The 18,230-nt window shown below is 71.3% G+C and carries 16 protein-coding genes; 8 read left to right on the top strand and 8 right to left on the bottom strand.

Annotation, left to right across the window (positions count from 1 at the left end; genetic code table 11):
• Positions 1–2 precede the first annotated feature (2 nt).
• Positions 3–374 carry a roadblock/LC7 domain-containing protein gene (locus F5972_RS21160; RefSeq protein WP_150935315.1) on the bottom strand — a complete coding sequence of 124 codons (372 nt, stop codon included), beginning with the start codon at positions 372–374 and terminating at the stop codon, positions 3–5.
• Between the two features lie 233 nt (positions 375–607).
• On the opposite strand from F5972_RS21160, the gene F5972_RS21155 reads away from it, so the two are divergent.
• Positions 608–1,117, top strand: coding sequence for a DUF523 domain-containing protein (locus tag F5972_RS21155; protein WP_150935314.1), 510 nt, complete (start codon positions 608–610; stop codon positions 1,115–1,117).
• Here the strand turns inward: F5972_RS21155 and F5972_RS21150 are convergent.
• On the bottom strand, positions 1,092–2,318 hold the full coding sequence (locus F5972_RS21150) for a DUF4032 domain-containing protein (protein ID WP_191910245.1): 1,227 nt from the start codon (positions 2,316–2,318) through the stop codon (positions 1,092–1,094). The genes F5972_RS21155 and F5972_RS21150 overlap by 26 nt on opposite strands.
• 56 nt (positions 2,319–2,374) lie before the next feature.
• Here F5972_RS21150 and F5972_RS21145 point away from each other — a divergent pair, with 56 nt between their 5' ends.
• Positions 2,375–3,949, top strand: coding sequence for a DUF885 domain-containing protein (locus F5972_RS21145; protein WP_150935313.1), 1,575 nt, complete (start codon positions 2,375–2,377; stop codon positions 3,947–3,949).
• Positions 3,950–3,981: 32 nt separating this feature from the next.
• On the opposite strand, the gene F5972_RS21140 is transcribed toward F5972_RS21145, so the two are convergent.
• Positions 3,982–4,623: a class II aldolase/adducin family protein gene (locus F5972_RS21140; protein ID WP_225311700.1), complete on the bottom strand. Its 642-nt coding sequence runs from the start codon at positions 4,621–4,623 to the stop codon at positions 3,982–3,984.
• 47 nt (positions 4,624–4,670) lie between these two features.
• Here F5972_RS21140 and F5972_RS21135 point away from each other — a divergent pair, with 47 nt between their 5' ends.
• The 4 genes from F5972_RS21135 to F5972_RS21120 all read left to right on the top strand — a co-directional run bounded on the left by F5972_RS21135 (position 4,671) and on the right by F5972_RS21120 (position 9,693).
• Positions 4,671–4,943 (top strand): 4a-hydroxytetrahydrobiopterin dehydratase, encoded by a 273-nt coding sequence (locus tag F5972_RS21135; protein ID WP_150935312.1) that lies wholly within the window; start codon positions 4,671–4,673, stop codon positions 4,941–4,943.
• 124 nt (positions 4,944–5,067) lie between these two features.
• Positions 5,068–6,096: an RNA polymerase subunit sigma-70 gene (locus F5972_RS21130; RefSeq protein ID WP_150935311.1), complete on the top strand. Its 1,029-nt coding sequence runs from the start codon at positions 5,068–5,070 to the stop codon at positions 6,094–6,096.
• A gap of 5 nt (positions 6,097–6,101) precedes the next feature.
• Positions 6,102–6,851 carry a DUF6069 family protein gene (locus F5972_RS38260; RefSeq protein ID WP_150935310.1) on the top strand — a complete coding sequence of 250 codons (750 nt, stop codon included), beginning with the start codon at positions 6,102–6,104 and terminating at the stop codon, positions 6,849–6,851.
• 346 nt (positions 6,852–7,197) lie between these two features.
• Positions 7,198–9,693, top strand: a complete 2,496-nt coding sequence (locus tag F5972_RS21120; RefSeq protein ID WP_150935309.1) for an HNH endonuclease signature motif containing protein — start codon at positions 7,198–7,200, stop codon at positions 9,691–9,693.
• A gap of 41 nt (positions 9,694–9,734) precedes the next feature.
• Here the strand turns inward: F5972_RS21120 and F5972_RS21115 are convergent, their stop codons facing one another.
• On the bottom strand, positions 9,735–10,577 hold the full coding sequence (locus F5972_RS21115) for a spermidine synthase (RefSeq protein ID WP_225311699.1): 843 nt from the start codon (positions 10,575–10,577) through the stop codon (positions 9,735–9,737).
• Between the two features lie 32 nt (positions 10,578–10,609).
• On the opposite strand from F5972_RS21115, the gene F5972_RS21110 reads away from it, so the two are divergent.
• The gene (locus tag F5972_RS21110) at positions 10,610–12,244 is read left to right on the top strand and encodes a penicillin-binding transpeptidase domain-containing protein (protein WP_150935308.1); all 1,635 of its coding nucleotides are present in this window, start codon (positions 10,610–10,612) and stop codon (positions 12,242–12,244) included.
• Between the two features lie 14 nt (positions 12,245–12,258).
• Here F5972_RS21110 and F5972_RS21105 read toward each other — a convergent pair whose 3' ends face one another.
• Both F5972_RS21105 and F5972_RS21100 read right to left on the bottom strand, forming a co-directional pair.
• A complete protein-coding gene (locus tag F5972_RS21105; protein WP_150935307.1) occupies positions 12,259–12,705 on the bottom strand; it encodes an Lrp/AsnC family transcriptional regulator in 447 nt (148 codons plus the stop codon).
• Positions 12,702–14,057 (bottom strand): transaminase, encoded by a 1,356-nt coding sequence (locus F5972_RS21100; protein ID WP_150935306.1) that lies wholly within the window; start codon positions 14,055–14,057, stop codon positions 12,702–12,704. Before F5972_RS21100 ends, F5972_RS21105 begins: the two co-directional genes overlap by 4 nt.
• Before the next feature lie 210 nt (positions 14,058–14,267).
• Between F5972_RS21100 and lat the strand changes: the two genes are divergently transcribed.
• A complete protein-coding gene (lat, locus tag F5972_RS21095; RefSeq protein WP_150935305.1) occupies positions 14,268–15,542 on the top strand; it encodes an L-lysine 6-transaminase in 1,275 nt (424 codons plus the stop codon).
• Here lat and F5972_RS39195 read toward each other — a convergent pair.
• Together F5972_RS39195 and F5972_RS21085 are read right to left on the bottom strand one after the other, a co-directional pair.
• Positions 15,462–15,788, bottom strand: coding sequence for a helix-turn-helix domain-containing protein (locus F5972_RS39195; protein ID WP_150935304.1), 327 nt, complete (start codon positions 15,786–15,788; stop codon positions 15,462–15,464). The two genes, lat and F5972_RS39195, sit on opposite strands and share 81 nt — an antisense overlap.
• A 110-nt stretch (positions 15,789–15,898) precedes the next feature.
• Positions 15,899–18,229: a penicillin acylase family protein gene (locus F5972_RS21085; RefSeq protein WP_150935303.1), complete on the bottom strand. Its 2,331-nt coding sequence runs from the start codon at positions 18,227–18,229 to the stop codon at positions 15,899–15,901.
• Between the last annotated feature and the right edge of the window lies 1 nt (position 18,230).

Below are 18,230 nucleotides of genomic sequence, written 5' to 3'. Positions count from 1 at the left end.
CATCAGGAGGCGACCAGCTCGTCCGTGATGGCGCGCAGCCGCAGCCGGGCCAGGGCGAGGTTCGCCCGCTCCACGTCCAGCCGTACGCACAGCAGCAGCGGGCCGTCGAACATCATCTCCATCGGCCGTACGAGGTGGTACGACGTGCCGGTGGTCACGATCACGTCCTCGACCCGGAGGCCGGTCTCCTCGGACGCCGTCGCGACGCCGTCGAGCGTGGCGCGGTAGGCCCCGCTGAGCCCGGCGGCGGCCCGGCCGGGATCGGCGATCCCCTTCGCCGCCACGGCCATGCCGCTGGTGTGGTCGACCAGAATCGCGCCGATCGCGCCAGGAATCGACATGGCCTCCGAGAGGCAGTCCTCTATCCCGATCAACCCGTCACTCCCCGTCGCTCATCGTCGCTTCTGTCGCCTCGCCGGTACAGCGCGGCCAACACTAGAGGAGCAGGTGGACGGGTCCCCCGAGCCGGAAACGGGCTGGGATGAATTGATTAGTCCAGAAGAATAAGAATTGTTCTCCCCGGAATGGTAATCCCGGTTTTCGTGAAATTTCCTCGTATCGAGGGGCGGGTGCGGGGTGGTGCCGTACGGCGGCCAGAATGGGAGGCGTGGAGCGCATTCTGGTCAGCGCCTGCCTGCTCGGCCGCCGGGTGCGGTACGACGGCGGCGCCAAGACGAGCGACGACGACCTGCTCGCCCGGTGGCGCGCGGAGGGGCGGCTCGTGCCGTTCTGCCCCGAGGTCGAGGGCGGGCTGCCCGTACCCCGCCCACCGGCCGAGATCGAGGGCGGGGCGGGCGGCGCGGCGGTGCTGGCCGGGGAGGCCCGGATCCTGACGCCGGACGGCGCCGACGTGACCGAGGCGTTCCTGTCCGGCGCGCGGCAGGCCCTCGCCGCCGCGCGCTCCTCCGGCGTACGGGTAGCGGTCCTCAAGGAGGGCAGCCCGTCGTGCGGGTCGCTGCGGATCTACGACGGCGCCCACCGCGGCAGGACCGTCCCGGGGCAGGGCGTGACGACCGCGCTGCTGGAGCTGAACGGCGTCCGCGTCTTCGGCGAGGACAGCGTCCCCGACGCCGCCCGCTACCTCGAAGGCCTCAGGGGGACAGGGGATCCGCGGTGACGATGACAGCCTTCTCGTCCGGCTTGTACACCAGGACGTTGTCCACGTAGGACCGCACCGCCGCGTCGAGGCCGACGTCCTTGCCGGCCGCCTCCGACATGTACCAGCGGTGGTCGAGCACCTCGTGGAAGAGCTGGGCGGGCTCCAGCTTGCGCCGCAGGGCGGCCGGGACCGCGGTCACCACCGCCTGGAACACCTCGGCCAGCCACCGGTGGGCCACGATCGCCTCGTCCTCGTGCCGCAGCCCGTTCGACACGCGGAACGCGTCGAGGTCGTTGAGCAGCCGCCTGGCCTGGTTCTCCTCCACGTCGAGGCCGGTCAGGCGGAGCAGCCGGCGCTGGTGGTGCCCGGCGTCCACGACCTTCGGCCGTACGATCAGCCGGGACGTGCCGGCCTTGCGGCGCACCATCATCTCGGCGACGTCGAAACCGAGGGAGTTGAGCCGGCGGACCCGCTGGTCGACCCGGTGCCAGTCGACCTCCTCGATGATCTCGTCCTCGGTCAGCTCGTCCCACAGCCGGTGATAACGCTCGACCAGCTGGTCGGCGAAGACCAGGGGGTCGATGGTCGGGTGGAGCAGCCCGCCGGCCTCCAGGTCGAGCATTTCGCCGTAGATGTTCACGTGCGCCACGTCGATGTCGTGGGCCCGCTGGCCCTCGCTGATCGCGGGGTGGAGGTCGCCCGTCTCGGCGTCCACGAGATAGGCGGCGAACGCGCCGGCGTCCCGGCGGAACAAGGTGTTCGACAGCGAGCAGTCGCCCCAGTAGAAGCCGCTCAGGTGGAGCCGTACGAGCAGGACGGCGAGCGCGTCGAGCAGGCGGGTCAGCGTGTCGGGCCGCACCGAGCCCGACAGCACGGCGCGGTACGGCAGGGAGAACTGCAGGTGCCGGGTGATCAGAGCGGAGTCGAGCTCCGAGCCGTCCGCGGCGGTGCGCCCGGTCACGACGGCCACCGGCTCGACCGCGGGCGCGTCGTGCCGGGCCAGATCCCACAGCAGGCGATACTCCCGCTTGGCGTACCGGGTGCTGATCTCCTTGATCGCGTAGACCCGGCCGGACAGCCGGGCGAAGCGCACGACGTGCCGGGAGATGCCGCGCGGCAGCGTCACCAGGTGGTGGACGGGCCATTCTTCGAGGGGGACGTCCCAGGGCAGGCGGATCAGGTCGGGGTCGCTGGGGGCTCCGGTGATCTGCAGGGGCACCGATTGCTCCTTATCTGGGGGCTTCCACACAAGTGTCGCGGATAGAGTCGGGCGCTATGACGCTGGTGGACGAGTTCATCGATTGGTACCTGGCCGAGAACCCGGTCATGGCCGCTCTGCTGGGGGCCGACGGGTACGACCGCACGCTGGGCGACTTCAGCGAGGCCGCCTTCACGGGACGGGAGCGGGCGGCCGACGAATGGCTGCGAAAGCTGTCGGAGGCGGCTCCCGGCGACCCGGAGGACGAGATCGACCGCGACCTGGTCGCCGCCCATCTCCGCGGGGCCGTGGCGCTGGCCCGCTGGCCGGAGTGGCGGCGGGACCCGGCCGCCTACCTCGGACTGGTCTTCGCCTCGATGTTCACGCCGTTCCAGCAGCGCCTCAAGCCGGAGGCCGAGCTGGTCGACGCCGCCGTCGCGCGCCTCGCCGAGGTGCCGGCCGTGCTCGCCGCCTGCCGGGCGAACCTGGACCCCGACATCGCCGCCGACCTGCTGGTCCGACGCGGCCTCGACCAGGCGCGTACGGGACGCCGGTTCCTGACCGAGACGCTGCCCGCCCAGGTCGGCGACACGGAGCTGCGGGCGCGCCTCGCCCGGGCCGCCGAGCCCGCCGCCGACGCGTTCGACGGGCTGGTCGGCTTCCTGGAGGACTTCCGGCCCCGGGGCAGCTGGCGGATGGGCGAGGAGCTCTACTCGGCCCTGCTGCGCGAGCGGGAGATGCTCGGCTACGGCGCCCCCGAACTGCACGAGAAGGGCAGGCAGGCCTGGGCCGAGATCGACGGGCGGATGACCGAGGTCGCGTCCCGCCTCGGGCCGGGCACCTGGCGGGAGGTGATGGAGTCGCTCATGGACGACCACCCGCCGACCCTGGAAGCCATGCGGGCGGAGTACGAGGCCGAGACGCTGCGGGCCCGCGACTTCGTCCGCGAGCGGGGACTGGTGACCTTCCCGGAGGGGGAGGAGTGCCGGGTCGAGCCGTCTCCGGAGTTCCAGCGGCCCATCATCGCCGTGGCCAGCTACCTCGCCCCGCCGCCGCTGTCGGCCTCCCGGGACGGGATCTTCTTCGTGCCGTACACCCCCGACGGCTTCACCGAGGAGCAGGTGCGGCAGCGGCTGCGGACCAACTCGCGGGCCCAGATGCCCTCGATCAGCGTCCACGAGGCCTACCCCGGCCACCACTGGCACCTCGGGTGGATGGCCGGCAATCCGCGCCGGGCCCGCAAGATCTTCCGTACGCCGTACTTCGTGGAGGGCTGGGCGCTCTACGTCGAGAAGGTGATGCACGAGCAGGGCTACTTCGACACCCCGGAGACCGAGCTCGCCCACCTCGACTGCCGCATCTGGCGGGCCGCCCGCATCGTGGTGGACACCGCGCTGCACTGCGACGACATGACGCCGGAGCAGGCGGAGGAGTTCCTCACCACGAAGGCGTCCCTGTCGCCGGGGACCGCCGCGGGGGAGGTCAGCCGCTACTGCGCCTGGCCCACCCAGGCTCCCTCGTACCTCACCGGCGCGCTGGAGATCGAGCGCATCAGGGCCGGCTACGCGGGCGACCTGCGGACCTTCCACGACACGATCGCCGGGTCGGGCGGCCTGCCGCTCGGCCTCGCCCGGAAGGCCGTGCTGGGCTGAGCCCTGTGGCTGCTTAGGTTCTGGGCGCGGGGTCAGCCGGCGAGCGCGCGTTCGATCACGGCGGTGAGCTGGTCCTCGGTGAGAACCGCGGGCCGGCCCACCCCCAGGGCGCGGACGTAGACCTCGCACAGCCATTCGAGCAGGCGGGTCGCCTCGAACGCCTGCTCCAGGCCGTTCCCGATCGTCACCGCGCCGTGACTGGCCATCAGGGCCGCCTGCCTGCCCTCGATCGCGGCGAGGACGCCCCGCGCCAGTTCCGGCGTGCCGTACGTCGCGTACGGGGCGACCCGGACCGTGCCGCCGAGCAGCAGCGTGTTGTAGTGGATCGGCGGCAGTTCGGTCATGGTGGAGGCCACGACGGTCGCGAAGACCGAGTGCGTGTGGACCACGGCCCCCGCGGAGGTCGCCTCGTACAACGCGAGATGCGTCGGCGTCTCCGAGGAGGGCCTGGTCCCGCCGTCGACGACCCGGCCGGTGAGGTCGAGGACCGGGCAGTCCTCGGGCCGGAGCCGGTCGAGCGCGACCCCCGACGGAGTGACGACGACGAGGTCACCCTTCCGGGCGCTCAGGTTGCCCGAGGTCCCGATGACCAGGCCGAGATCCGCCGCCCTGCGGCCGTACTCGCACAGCTCACGCCGCAACTCGTCCATCTGCTCATTCACCTGCTCGTCCACGTCGGCGAATCTACACAATCGGCCGGTTTTCGTGATGTCCTGAACCTATGTACGAGGCTTCCGAGTGGCGCCGCGAGGGTGACACGATCCGCAGGACCGTCGCCGCCCGCGACTTCCGTACGGCCATCGCGATCGTCAACGACATCGCGGAGCAGGCCGAGGCGCTGAACCACCATCCCGACATCGACATCCGGTGGCGCACCCTGCATCTGGCGCTGACCACCCACGACGCGGGCGGTCTCACCGACCTCGACTACAAACTCGCCGCCCGCATCGACGCCATAGTCGCCGACCACGAGGCGGAGTCCCCCCAGCCCTGAACCAGCCCGGCCGACCGGCCTGGTGATGAGTCGTCACGGTGATGAGTCGTCACGGTGATGAGTTGTGGCGCCCGCACCCGTCACACCTACGAAGGGACACGACGAGGCGGAAGGACGCGACGTGATGAGTGCGGACACGCGGCTGGAGGAGCTGGGCGTGAGCGGGCTGGGCGTGAGCGGGCTGGGCGTGAGCGGTCTGGGCGAGGTCGACGAGCCGGCGTTCTCGGGGCTGGCGGAGCGGCACCGGCGGGAGCTGCACGTGCACTGCTACCGGATGCTCGGGTCGTTCGAGGACGCCGAGGACACGGTGCAGGAGACGTTCCTCCGCGCCTGGCGGCGGCGGGAGACCTTCGAGGGGCGGTCGACGTTCCGGGCCTGGCTGTACCGGATCGCCACCAACGCCTGCCTGGACCTGCTCGCCAAGTGCCGCCCGGAGCCCGCGAGCGGCGGCGAGGTGCTGTGGCTGCAGCCCTACCCGGACCGGCTGCTCGACGAGCTGCCCGCGGGCGACGCCGACGAGCCGGAGACCGTCGCCGTCGCGCGGGAGACGATCGAGCTGGCCTACCTGGTCGCCGTCCAGCACCTCGCGCCGCGCCCGCGGGCCGTACTGATCCTGCGGGACGTGCTCGGCTGGCCGGCGAAGGACGTCGCGGAGCTCCTCGGCGACTCCGTCAACTCGGTGAACAGCGCGCTGCAGCGGGCCCGCGCCGGCATGCGGGAGCACCTGCCCGCCGAGCGTCAGGACTGGACCGGCGGCGACGAGGACGCCGGGACGCGCGCGCTGGTGCGCCGCTACACCGACGCCAGCGTGGCCACGGACGTCGACCGGCTCGCCGCACTGCTGCGGGACGACGTCCGCTTCTCGATGCCGCCCACGCCGGGCCTGTACGTCGGCCGCGACACGGTGGTGAACGGCTGGGTCGCGGGCGGCTTCGAGGACATGAAGCCCATGCGTGCCGTCCTCACCTGCGTGAACCGGCAGCCCGCCGTCGCCTTCTACCTCTGGCGGAAGCGAGAGGGCGCGTACCTGCCGCTGGCGATCGACGTCCTGCGCGTCACCGGCGGGGCGATCACCGAGATCGTCACCTTCCACGACGACCGGTTCCCGCAGCTCGGGCTGCCGGAGCGCCTGCCGGCGTACGGCACGGAGTAGTCCCGGTGCGGACGCTCGCGCTGCGCGGCGGCGCGCGTGTCGCGGTGGTCGCGGCCGAGTGGCACGACGCGTTCGGCGTCGTCACCCGCGGGCGGGTGCAGCTGGAGCTGCGCGACGGCGAGCCCGGGCCGGTCCTCGGACGCGACGCCGGGTTCTGGCTCCGCGGCACCGGCGTCCGCGCCCTGCGCAACCCCGGCCGTCGTACGGCGAGGGTCCGCGTCGTCACCCTCAGAGGCCAGGACCGTCACCCACCAGTCAACGCACCCCGTACGCCGGCTACCGGACAACAGAGGAACCACATGAACAGCATGAACGACACCAGGGTCGGCGCAGGCCCGGCATCGGGCCGGACCGGCCGCACCCACCGACTCCGCGGGCTCGCCGGCACCGGCCTCATCGCCACGCTCGCAGCGATGACGGCCGCCACCATCGCCGCTGCGGTCGCCCAGGCCGTCGGCGTCGACTTCGCGATCCCCGATGGTGGCGAGACGATCCCGTTGCCCGGGTTCGCCGTGGTGACCGGTTTCTTCTCGGCCGTGGGCATCGTCATCGCGGTCGCCCTTCTCCGTTGGAGCGCTCGCCCCACCGAGCGATTCGTGTGGACGGCGGTGTCGCTGACCGCGATCTCGTTGGTCCCGCCCCTCCTCTCCGGGGCGAACACCGCCACCACCATCGCCCTCCTCGGGCTACACCTCGTCCCGGCGACGGTGATGATCCCCACCCTGGCCCGGGCACTCCGCACCCGGACCGATTGACGATCCCGCGACAGGACATTGCGCGGCGCAAGGGCGCGCGCAAGGCTGCCACCCCCGTAGCCGATGGGGCAGGGAGCGCTCTGTGCGGCGTGGGAGGTGGGAAGGAATCGGCACATACCTGTTGGGCTGGCTCGGAAGTTGACGACAATTCCTGTCCGTGTGGTTACATACGCCGAATTGTCTAATTCGCTGACGCTGTGTCGGCCGATGAAAAGTATCGCGACCCCCTCCCGGTGGGCAGAATTTCTGTGTGCCTGTGATCCCAACAACTTGCCGCTCAGGGGTGTTCACGATGCGGCAGCATGAGAGAATTCATACATAGTTTCGATTCCCTCGGGGAGGTGCGATGGATCTGTTTGATTCTGATCCTGGCCACCTCCAGCGTTCTAATAATATCGGCGACGATTGGTGGGATCAGCTCACCACCGGCTCGCCCCTGTGGTCACCCGAAGACCCGCTCGCCCGCGAATATGTGCCGATTGCCGACCCTGGGACGGCAAAGCGCACGAGCCGGCTCGATAACTCGGCGGAATCGCCCGGACCTGCCCGTTCATTCACGACTCGTGGTGGTACGGCGTCCGATGCCGAATCCACCCACGACGAGACCACGCGTGATGCTTCTCCTGATGGCGCTGGGGGTGCCGGCAGCGGTGATCCCGCTGGCACTCTCGGCGACGCGTCCGGCAGCGCTTCCGCTGATACTCCCGGTGGTGCGCCTGGTGGTGCGTCTGATGGCGCCTCCGGCGGTGGTGCTTCCGGCGCGGGGTCGTCGTCATGGGTGGCGGTGGCGGCGGTCTGTGAGGCGGCACGGGCGGTGGCGCTGGTACCGGTGCCCGAGGCGGCGGCGGTGTGCCTGGTCGAGGCCGAGGAGTTGTTGTCGGCCCGGGACCGGATCACTTCGGCGTTGGCCGCCCGGGTCGGGCGTGTCCATCGGGCCGGGGAGGCGAAGAACCACGGGCATGCCTCCACCAAGTTGTGGTTGCGCTCTGCTGGGGGGATGACCCCTGCGGGAGCCGCCCGGTTGGTGACGATGAGCATGGAACTGCACCGCCTCCCGGAGGTGCGCGAGCGGTTCGCCGAGGGCACCTTGCCCGAGGGGATCGTGGAGGCGATCTGCACCGCCACCGCCGGGCTGACCGACGACCAGGCGACCACGGCTGAGCGGATCCTGCTGGAGTTGGCGAACTCGGCGGGTGCGGCGGAGGTGGCCAAGGCCGGGCGGTATCTGCGCGCGGTGCTGGACCCCGACGGGCACGAGAAGGACGAGCAGGCGGACTTCGACCGCCGGTTCCTCCGGGTGCGCCGGCGCAGGAACGGCGGTGTGGAGGGGGAGTTCTACCTGCCGGTGGAGGCCGCCGCGCGGTTGCAGCAGATGCTGGACGCCTATGCCAAGCCGAAGGCTGAGGGTGATAACCGGACGTTGAGTGTGCGGAATGCCGATGCGCTGATCGCGTTCCTGGAGAACAAGATCGCGACTGAGCTTCTGGTACTGGTCAACGCCGAATCCCTCCCCGACGACCCTCCAGCCGAGGACTGCGCAACCGAGGACCCTGCAGCCGGGCATCCCGCAGACAACCTCGCCCGCACGGCCGCGTCAGGCAGGGATTTCTCGGGGGGCCATCCCAAAGACACCGGCCCCCTGAGCGGCTTTCCCTCGGACGAGGGCGAGCCCACCGTTGAGGAGTCCGATGGCGAAGAGTCAGAGGGTGCGGAGCCTGGCGCTCGGCCATCGACCGTCAGCCCCGAACACACGGCCACAGTGCCCCCGGCGGGCGGTGATCGCTCTGCCGACGATGATGGGTGCTCGGCCGTTGCGCCCTCCGCAGGAGACGACGCCTCGCCTGCCACCTTCCCTGGCGCCTTCCCTGCCGCGTCCTCTGCCGCCGCGGGTCTGGGCGCTGCCGGGCAGGAGCCTGCTACCGGTCGCGCAGCCGCCGGTAGCTCGCCCACGGACGGTCCGGCTGTCGCCTGGCCGCACGTCGACCCAACCCAAAGCGACGAGCGCGGCGACCTGCGCGACGGCGATGACATCCAGCAGGGCCACGCCAACGGCCCCGACGACCCCGACGCCGACCCCGGCTCTCAAGAAGAGGGGATCGAGCGGGGACACCGCAGAAACCGAGCGCGGCGGTCGCAGCAGGCACCCCCGCAGCAGGCGCATGCCCCTGATCCTCCACCGGAGCACGACGCTCCGCCGGGCGCGGAACCACCCGGCGACGATGCCTGGCCGGTAGACGATGCCTGGCCGGGAGGTAACGCCTGGGCGGGGGCGGAAGCCGATGCCCCTTCGGGCACGGACCCCGACGCTCCGCCGGGGGCGGGAGGCCGCGCCTGGCTTGGCGGTGAGGGCTGGGCGGGTGTGGGAGCGGATGCTCCGAGGGGAGGCAGTCCGCCGGGGGTGGGGGTGAATGGTCCGCCGGGGGTGTGGTTGCGGGGGTTGCCGGGGCTGATCCTGGCGACCGGGCATCTGCTGCCCGTCTCCAGCGTGCACCGGCTGGCTCGCACCAGCACTCTGGTGAGGATCGTCATGGACGCCGCCGGGCAGGTGCTGGACATGGGCCGTAAGGTCCGCCTGGCCACGCCCGCCCAGCGCCGGGCGGTCTTCGCCCGGTACGCCACCTGCTGGGTCGACGGCTGCCCGCTGCCCGCCACCCTGTGCCAGATCGACCACGCCGACGACTGGTGCAGCGGCGGGCTGACCGACCTCAAGCTGCTCGGGCCGGCGTGCCAGTTCCACAACCGAGACCGCTACCGCCACCCCACCCGCTACACCCGCCGAAAGATCGCAGACGACCGCTGGGCCTTCACCTACCGCAACCCCCGCACCGGGAGACGCCGATGACGGCGGGTCTGTTGACACCTCTGGCCGGTCAGCCGAACAGGTCAGCCGAACAGGTCGGCCGGGGGCACGGGAGCGAGGACGGCGTCGCCGTCGTTGATGGGGGCGGCTCCGGCGACCAGCCGGGTCAGGTCCTCACCCGCGACGCATCGGGCCTGGGTGAGGCCGCCCGCGGCCCGGCGGGTCAGTGCCTCGACGGGCAGCTGCCCGGGGGCCGCCGTCAGGATGACGTTGCCGAACCTGCGGCCGCGCAGAATGCCGGGCTCGGCGATCAGCGCGGTGTGCGGGAACACGCGGGCAACCGTGGAGACGACCCGTTTGACGAAGGGCAGGCCCTTGCCGTCCGCCACGTTGATCAGGGCGGTTCCGGAGGGCCGCAGCACGCGGGCGATCTCCGTCATGTATTCCATGGTCGCGAGCTCGACCGGCATGGTCGCGCCCGTGAACGCGTCGAGCACGAACAGGTCGGCCGAGGCGTCCGGCAGGGCGGCGGTGGCCGCGCGGCCGTCGGCCACCCGGACCTTCAGCCGGGGCACGGACTTGAGACTCAGCTGGTCGCGTACGAGCTGGACCAGCCCGGCGTCCGGTTCGACGACGATGTGCCGGGACCCGGGCCGGCGGGCGGAGACGTAGCGCGGGATCGTGCAGGCCCCGCCGCCGACGTGCACGGCGTCGAGCGGGCCCTCCGGCAGGCAGTCGATCACGGCGGCGATGAGCTGCACGTAGGAGAAGTCCAGATAGGTGGGATCGGTCAGGTCCACGTACGACTGGGGCACGCCGTCCCTGATCAGCATCCATCCGTCGGGCCGGTCGAGGTCACGCAGGAGCTCCACCTCGCCGAAGGTCACTTGATAGCGGCCTGGCAACGGTTCTTTGCTCCTTGCCACCTTTGACTCCTTTCGCGTGATATGAGAACCGTATGCGGAACAGGGCCCTGCTCGCCCTCGTCACGGTCGCCGCGGCCATATTCGTCTTCGGCGTGGTCGGACTCGTGGTCTCGGGCAGGCAGGAGCCGGTGATGGTCGCCACGCCGGTCGCGTCCCCCACCATCCCGCGGACGCTCGCACTGCGTCCCGACGGCTCGCCGGACGAGACGGCCGCCGCCTACTTCGACGCCTGGGCCAAGGGCGACTACGAGGCGATGCGCGATCTCGTCGACGAGCCGCCGGCCGACTTCGCCGACCAGCATCGCGAGTTCGAGGACGCCGCCCTGTCGAACTCGATGCGGATCACGCCCGGGGCCGTCAAACGCGACGGGGACGAGACGGCCGAGGTGCCCTTCACGCAGGAGCGGGACGAGCCGGACAAGGGGCCCTGGCGTTTCGACTCGGTCCTGCGCCTGGCCGTGCGGGACGCGACCTGGAAGGTGCTGTGGACGCCGGCCGTCATGTTCCCCGAGATCGAGGCCGGCGGCCGTCTCGTCAGGACCACGCCGATGACCGGGCCGCTGCGGCCGGTGACCCGGGAAGGGGAGGAGTTCCCCCAGGACTCGGACGCCGACGCGTATCTCGACGGGCTCACCGGCCATGCAGTGGTGCCGACGAACGGTGTCGAGGTGGGGTGGGAGCTGCGGGTCGATAACCCCGGGTCGCCGTCGAAGGCCGTCCTCGCCTACACGCCCAAGCGGGAATCGACCGGCGTACGGACGACCATCGAGTGGTCGGTTCAGGCCGCGGCGGCGCGGGCGCTCGACGGCGTGCCGCAGCGGGCCGCCATCGTCGCCGTACGGCCGACCACCGGGGAGATCCTCGCGGTCGCCGACCGCCTGGGCGGACGTGGCGCGTTCGAGCGCAAGTACGCCCCCGGTTCGACGTTCAAGACGGTCACGGCCGCCGCCCTGCTCGGCGGAGGGCTGGCCCCCGACACCACGGTGGAGTGCCCGTCGGTCTACCAGATCCCCTTCCACCGGGCGATCCCGAACTACCACGACGAGGACCACGGAGCGGTCACACTGCGCCACGCCTTCGCCCTGTCGTGCAACACCACCTTCGCCCGGCTGACGATCGAGCGGCTGAACGCCGACAGGCTGGTCGAGCAGGCGAGGGCGTTCGGCTTCGGCGTGCAGGGGGAGAACGGCGGCGGCCAGGGGAGTGGACAGGGCGGCGGCTACACGTGCGGCAGCCTGAAACGGCCGGAGAACCCCGACGCGCTCGCCGAGGACTCCTTCGGCCAGGGCACGGTCGAGGCGACCCCGCTGTGCATGGCGCTGGTCGCGGCGGCGGTGAAGAGCGGTGAGTGGCGGCCTGCCCGCCCGCTGGCGGAGGAGGCGTCCCAGGGCGAGCTGCCGCAGAGCGTGCCCCTGCCGTCGAACGTGGCGGAGGGGCTGCGCGACCTGATGAGCGCGGTCACCGTCGACGGGACCGCCGCCGAGGCGCACCTGCCGGAGGGGGTGGCCGGCAAGACCGGTACGGCGGAGGACTGGCAGGGCGGCCAGGACCACGCCTGGTTCATCGGCTATCAGGGTGACCTCGCCTTCGCCGTGTTCGTCGAGCACGGCGGCACCGGGCGCAGCGCCGCCGTGCCCATCGCCGCCCGCTTCCTGCAGGCTCTCTAGCCCCTCCAGACCCCTCAGACGCCGGGCCAGGCGAACCGGTGGGTGTGGATCCCGAAGTAGGTGAACGCCTCGGCCCTGGTCACGCCGGGAACGCGTTTGACGTGGTCGTTGAGCACCGCGAGCAGTTCGGCGGGCTCCCGGCACACCACCTCGGCGAACAGGTCGAACGAGCCCGCCGTGAGCACCACGTAGATCACGCCCGGCAGCTCGCTGATCCGGTCGGCGACCTCGTGCACGTCGCTGTCGACGCGTACGCCGATCAGCGCCATGACCGGAAGGCCCAGCGCCATCGGGTCGGTGACCCCGACGATCTGCACGACGCCCTCGTCGCGCAGCCGCTGCACCCGCTGCCGTACGGCGGGGGCGGACAGGCCGGTCGCCTCGGCGAGCGCGGTGTAGGAGGCCCGGCCGTCCCGCTGCAGCTCGCGCAGCAGGACCCGGTCGATCTCGTCGGGGATCATGCGACCAGCTCGGCGACCGCCGCCGCGAACACCTCGTGGTGCCGGTCCACGTCGGCCTCGGTCGTGGCCGGGGACATCAGCGCCATGTTGTGGAACGGCGTGAGCAACACTCCCCGGTTGGCCAGGTGGACGTGCAGGTAGTCGTCCAGCTCGGGATCTCCGGCGGCGTTCGACTCACCGCCGTCGCGTGGGGCCGGGCTGGTGAAGCGATACTCGGCGCGCGCGCCCAGCTGGGTGACCGACCACGGCAGGCCGTGCGCGTCGATGATCTCCTGAACCCCTTTGGTGAAGCGGGTCGCCAGCTCGGTCATGGCGGCGAACGCGTCATCGGTCAGCACGTGCTCCAGCGTGGCCCGCATGGCGGCGACGGACAGGGGGTTGCCCGCCAGTGTGCCGCCGACCCCGCCCATGTCGACCAGGTCGAGCCCGTCCATGGCCTCGATCTGGGCGGCGACCTCGGCCGACAGGCCGTACCCGCCGCTCGGGATGCCGCCGCCGACGGCCTTGCCGATCGTCACGATGTCGGGACGCAGGTTCCAGGCCTTCGTGCAGCCGCCGGGCCCGGCCGAGAAGGTGTGGGTCTCGTCGTTGATCAGCAGGCTGCCGTACCGCCGGGTCAGCTCGCGCACGCCCTCCAGGTAGCCCGGCTCGGGCAGCACGATCCCGATGTTGGTCAGGGCGGGCTCCATCAGGACCGCCGCGACGTCGCCGTACGCCAGCTCGCGCTCCAGCGCGGGCAGGTCGTTGAACTCCACGACGCGGGAGGTGACAGCGGGGTCGACCGGCGCGCCGACGTTGCCCTCACGGGACACCTGCCGGCCGTCCGGGCCGACCACGATCAGCACCTCGTCCACGCTGCCGTGGTAGCAGTAGCTGTTCACCAGGATCTTCGGCCTGCCGGTGATCGCCCGGGCCAGCCGGATCGCCCACCGGTTGGCGTCGGTGGCGGTCAGCGAGAAGCTCCAGTACGGCAGGCCGAACCGGCGGCCGAGCTCGGCGCCGACCCAGGCGGCGTCCTCGGTCGGCATCATCACCGTGGCGCCGCCCCGGCGGCCGAACCGGTCGGTGACCGCCTCCACGGTGGCCTGCGGGGAGTGCCCGGCCATCGCACCCGTGTCGCCGAGGCAGAGATCGACGTACTCGTGGCCGTCGAGGTCGGTGACGCGGGCGCCGTGGGCCTCGGCCAGGTACAACGGGAAGCCCGCAGCTGTCTTGTTCATCCACGTCATCGGCACGCCGCCGAAGAGATGCCCCCTCGCCTGCTCGTACGCGGCGGCCGAGCGCGGGTTCCGCTCCCGGAAGAGGTCCCGCTCGCGGTCGAGCAGCCGGGCCAGGCGAGTACGGTCGATCATGTTCCCTGCCTCAGAAAAGCTTGCCGAACTCGGTTTCAGCCACCGAATCTGAAGCAAACGTACACAACCACGTCCGTTTCGTCAGCACTGGGGTGGGTGCGTCTGTGGTCGGACAATATCCTTCCTGGATGGTATTAAGGCGGAAACCATTCACATAGATGACCACCTGTGAGGGAATCATCTCGTCTCCCGGCCTGACGCGGAGGCGACATGGACCCCAGCGCTGTGCACGACGCCCTCGCACGGCACCTGCTCGTCGACGGTTTCCGGCTGGTGCTCGACCTGGACCGGAGCGCGGGCTCCTGGCTGGTCGACGCCCGTGACGGGCGGAGGTACCTGGACTTCTACACGTTCTTCGCCTCGTCGCCACTCGGGCTCAACCCCTTCGCCGGCGAGCCCGAGTTCGTCGCACTGCTCGGCCGGGTGGCGGCCAACAAGCCCGCCAACTCCGACATCTACACCGTGCACCTCGCCGAGTTCGTCGAGACGTTCCGGCGGGTGCTCGGCGACCCGGAACTGCCGCACCTGTTCTTCGTCGAGGGCGGCTCCGCGGCGGTGGAGAACGCGCTCAAGTGCGCCTTCGACTGGAAGAGCCGCTGGAATGAAGCCAACGGCCGCCATCCGGGCCTCGGCACCCGGGTCCTCCACCTGACCCGGGCCTTCCACGGCCGCGGCGGCTACGCGCTGTCGCTCACCAACACCGACGCCGTCAAGACCGACCGGTTCCCCCGGTTCTACTGGCCGCGTGTCGACGTCCCGGCGATCCACCTCGGGGACGTCGAACGCGCCGAGGAACGGGCGCTGGCGCAGGCGAGGGAGGCGTTCGAGAGGTTCCGCCACGACATCGCCTGCTTCGTCGCCGAGCCGATCCAGGGCGAAGGGGGCGACAACCACATGCGCCCGGAGTTCCTGCGGGCGATGCAGGACCTGTGCCACGAGTACGAGGCGCTGTTCGTGCTGGACGAGGTGCAGACCGGGGTGGGTCTCACCGGCACGCCCTGGGCGTACCAGCAGCTCGGGCTGGCCCCTGACATCGTGGCTTTCGCGAAGAAGGTCCAGGTCGGCGGCATCATGGCGGGCCGCAGGGTGGACCTGGTGCCGGACAACGTGTTCCGGGTGAGCGGCAGGATCAACTCCACCTGGGGTGGCGGACTGGTCGACATGGTGCGGTCCCGCCGGATGCTGGAGATCATCGAGCGGGACGGGCTGATCCCGAGGGCGGCCATCCTGGGCGAGAAACTGCTGGGCGCCCTGCGGGGCCTGGAGTCCGACGGACTGGTCGCCAACGCGCGGGGCCGCGGGCTCATGTGCGCCTTCGACGTCCCCGACCCCGGCGGGCTGGTCACCCGGCTGCGGGAGGAGCGGGCGATCCTGGTCCTGCGCTGCGGCGAGCGGTCGGTGCGGCTACGCCCTGCCCTGTCCGTCCAGCCCGACGAGCTTGAGCACGGCCTCGCCGGTCTCCGCGCCTGCCTCGCCGCCGTCTGAGCAGGCGGTGTCTGAGCACGCGGTGTCTCCGGACGGGTCCGCCTCGCCGCGCCAACGGCAGATGGCCCTGACCCGCGACTCCACGCCCAGCTTGGCGTAGATGCGGTTCACGTGGTTCTTCACGGTCTTCTCGCTCAGGAACAGCCGCTGGGCGATCTCGCCATTGGAGTGACCTGTGGCGATCAGCTCCATGACCTCGCTTTCCCGCTTACTCAACCCAAGGGCGGTGTGGTCGTCGCCTCTCATCCGGCCTCCGTCGAAGACGTCAGAGATCGCCGGGGCCCCCGCGCGGCGGTTGTCAGGCAGCATAACCCGCTACGTTCACCTTTTGGGAAAAATGCACTGACTTGCCCGGGTCAACTCCTCCCGTGAACCGTGACGGTTCCGAGATGCGGATCCGCGGCGATCTCGGCCGGGGTGAAGCGCTCGGTCACCCACCCGCCGCGCGAGAACAGCGCCGTCTGGTCGGTGTGATGCGGCGACGCGGGGTTGGCGGACAGGGAGTAGGTGAGGACGGTCCGCGTGCGGGGGCCGTCCTCGGTGAGCTCGACGGCCATCATGAAGCTGGAGCCGGTGTTCACCTCCGGATAGCGTCCGTCCGTGCCCAGCGGCCCGCCCGTGCGCACCCGGTCGAAGCAGCCCTCCCCTTCCGTGCAGCCGGGAATCGGGATCGAGGAGTAGCTCTGCGCCTGCCCGGGGGTGAGCGTCAGCGGGATCCGGTTGGACCGGAAGAAGAGCGCGGCGTCGGCGAGGGCCTGCCGTACGCCCGGGTCGTCGATCTTCAGCCCCCTCGGGGTGGTCAGCGGGCGCGCGGGGTCGAACGGCACTCGCCACGGGCTGAAGACCGGATCTCCCGGCTTGGCGGGACGGCCGAGCCGCGTGAAGAACTCGCGCCACAGGACGGCGCCCGCACCGTCGAGGGTGGCCCGCCCGTCCCACTTCCCCAGCGTCCGGCAGGCGTCGCGCACGTCCGCCCCAGAGCCAGAGGAAGAGCGGTGGGTGCGGCACAGTCTCAGCAGGTCGTCGCGCATGAGCTCGAAGGTCAGGTTGCGCTTGCCGCGCACCGTGGCCTGTAGCGTCTCCAGGGTGAAGCCGGGCGCGCCGAGCCCGTCGGCGCCGGACAGCCGCTGGGCGATCATGTCGAGGCCGACCCGGGGGCGCGGCTCCAGGTCGGTGCCCGTCTCGCCGTACGCCTTGGGGTAGCCGGTGAGCGGCTTCGCCGGGTTCGTCATCCAGTAGGTGTTGTTGGAGTTGGCCACATAGTCGGCGCGGGCCAGCCTCGGCTGGTTGCCCGGCCCGAAGACGCCCGGCACGACGGCGTCGCCGTCCCTGCCCCACAGGCACGCGGACGTCGAGCCGTCCAGGACGTACGCGTCCAGCCCCGGAACGGGCGAGGGCCCGGGAGAGGACGCTGCGCAGCGCTTCGCCTGGGCGTCGCTGACGTGGGGGACGAGCGAGGTGTCGGCGAAGTAGGCGGTCCCGCTCACGTCGGTGGCGAGGGTGTGGACGAACGGCATCCCCTGGTAGGTCCGCTGGGCCGCGCGCAGCTCGTCGAGGCTGTCCGCCCTGGCCATCGCCAGCCACTCGTCCGCCGCCCGCAGGTTGGCGGCGTTCGCGTCGGCCAGCGCGTACGCGGCCTCGTCCGTCTGGCCGACGGCGAGCACCGGGCCGTAGCGGGAGGTGAGGAGCGTGTGGCCGGAGACGGTGCCGTCCGGCAGGGTGACCTCCACCTCCTGCTCGCCCATCGGCTCCGCCCGGCCGTCCACCAGGTAGCTGTGGCCGCCCGCGAGTTCCAGCCGGTAGACGGTGAAGTGCTGGGCGTGGGAGACGGTGTGGGTCCAGGCGACCTTGGCGTTGTGGCCGATCTGGACGACCGGGGTGCCGTACAGGCTGCCTCCGGAGACGTCGAGCACGCCCGGGATGGTGAGCTGGACCTGGTAGAAGCGGCGGATCCCCTGCCAGGGGAAGTGCGGGTCGGCCAGCACCATCCCGCCGCCCCCGCGTGTGGCCTGACGGCCGAGCGCCCAGGCGTTGCTGCCCGCCGCCGGCTTGGGCTGTGCTCTCTTGTCTTCCGGTGGCCCCCCGGCCTCGTCCTCGGGCTCCGCGATCCCGGTGATGGCGTCCTTGAACGAGGAGCTCGACGTCATGCGGTCGAGGTCGAGCAGGTTGTTCCACATGTCGGTGGCGGTGATCGGGCCGACCCACGCCCTGCCCCGGCAGGTGGGGTCGGGCAGGTTCGCCACGCCGGTGTCCTCGAGGTAGCGGTTGTATCCGGCGACGTAACCGTCGACCAGGCGGCGCAGCTCGTCGCTCGGGCCGACCGGCGCGGGCCGGGCCAGCAGCCGCCGTACGACGCCGGAGCCGGCGACGCTCTTGTGGTAGACGTCGCTGGCGAGGTTGGAGACCGGGCGGACCGGGTCGTCGGACTCGGCCTTCGGGCCGAAGTAGCGGGAGCGTTCGCCGCGCAGCGTCACCACCCAGGAGGCGAGCGTGCACAGGTTGTCCTGCGCGAAGGCGTAGCCGTACCCGAATCCGAGGCCGTCGTAGTCCTTGGCGGTGATGTGCGGGATGCCGTACTCGGTGCGCCGGATCGTGGCCGAGTAACTCCCGCCGGCCGCCGTCGCGGGCGCGGCCGCGACGGCGGGGGCGAGTAAGGCCAGCACGATCACGATAGGTCTGAGCTTCATC

The organism is Microbispora cellulosiformans, from assembly GCF_008728085.1.
In the GTDB taxonomy this organism is placed as follows: Bacteria; Actinomycetota; Actinomycetes; order Streptosporangiales; family Streptosporangiaceae; genus Microbispora; species Microbispora amethystogenes.
Note: the sequence above shows the minus strand (reverse complement) of the source record. Positions and strands in the feature narration are given on the sequence as shown.

Bases quoted from the DNA above. Each gene is read 5' to 3' on its own strand.
- F5972_RS21135 (WP_150935312.1), top strand. From the start codon at position 4,671: ATGTACGAGGCTTCCGAGTGGCGCCGCGAGGGTGACACGATCCGCAGG.
- F5972_RS21105 (WP_150935307.1), bottom strand. From the start codon at position 12,705: ATGATCCCCGACGAGATCGACCGGGTCCTGCTGCGCGAGCTGCAGCGG.
- F5972_RS21145 (WP_150935313.1), top strand. From the start codon at position 2,375: ATGACGCTGGTGGACGAGTTCATCGATTGGTACCTGGCCGAGAACCCG.
- F5972_RS21130 (WP_150935311.1), top strand. From the start codon at position 5,068: ATGAGTGCGGACACGCGGCTGGAGGAGCTGGGCGTGAGCGGGCTGGGC.
- F5972_RS21110 (WP_150935308.1), top strand. From the start codon at position 10,610: ATGCGGAACAGGGCCCTGCTCGCCCTCGTCACGGTCGCCGCGGCCATA.
- lat (WP_150935305.1), top strand. From the start codon at position 14,268: ATGGACCCCAGCGCTGTGCACGACGCCCTCGCACGGCACCTGCTCGTC.
- F5972_RS39195 (WP_150935304.1), bottom strand. From the start codon at position 15,788: ATGAGAGGCGACGACCACACCGCCCTTGGGTTGAGTAAGCGGGAAAGC.
- F5972_RS21100 (WP_150935306.1), bottom strand. From the start codon at position 14,057: ATGATCGACCGTACTCGCCTGGCCCGGCTGCTCGACCGCGAGCGGGAC.
- F5972_RS21085 (WP_150935303.1), bottom strand. From the start codon at position 18,229: ATGAAGCTCAGACCTATCGTGATCGTGCTGGCCTTACTCGCCCCCGCC.
- F5972_RS21120 (WP_150935309.1), top strand. From the start codon at position 7,198: ATGGATCTGTTTGATTCTGATCCTGGCCACCTCCAGCGTTCTAATAAT.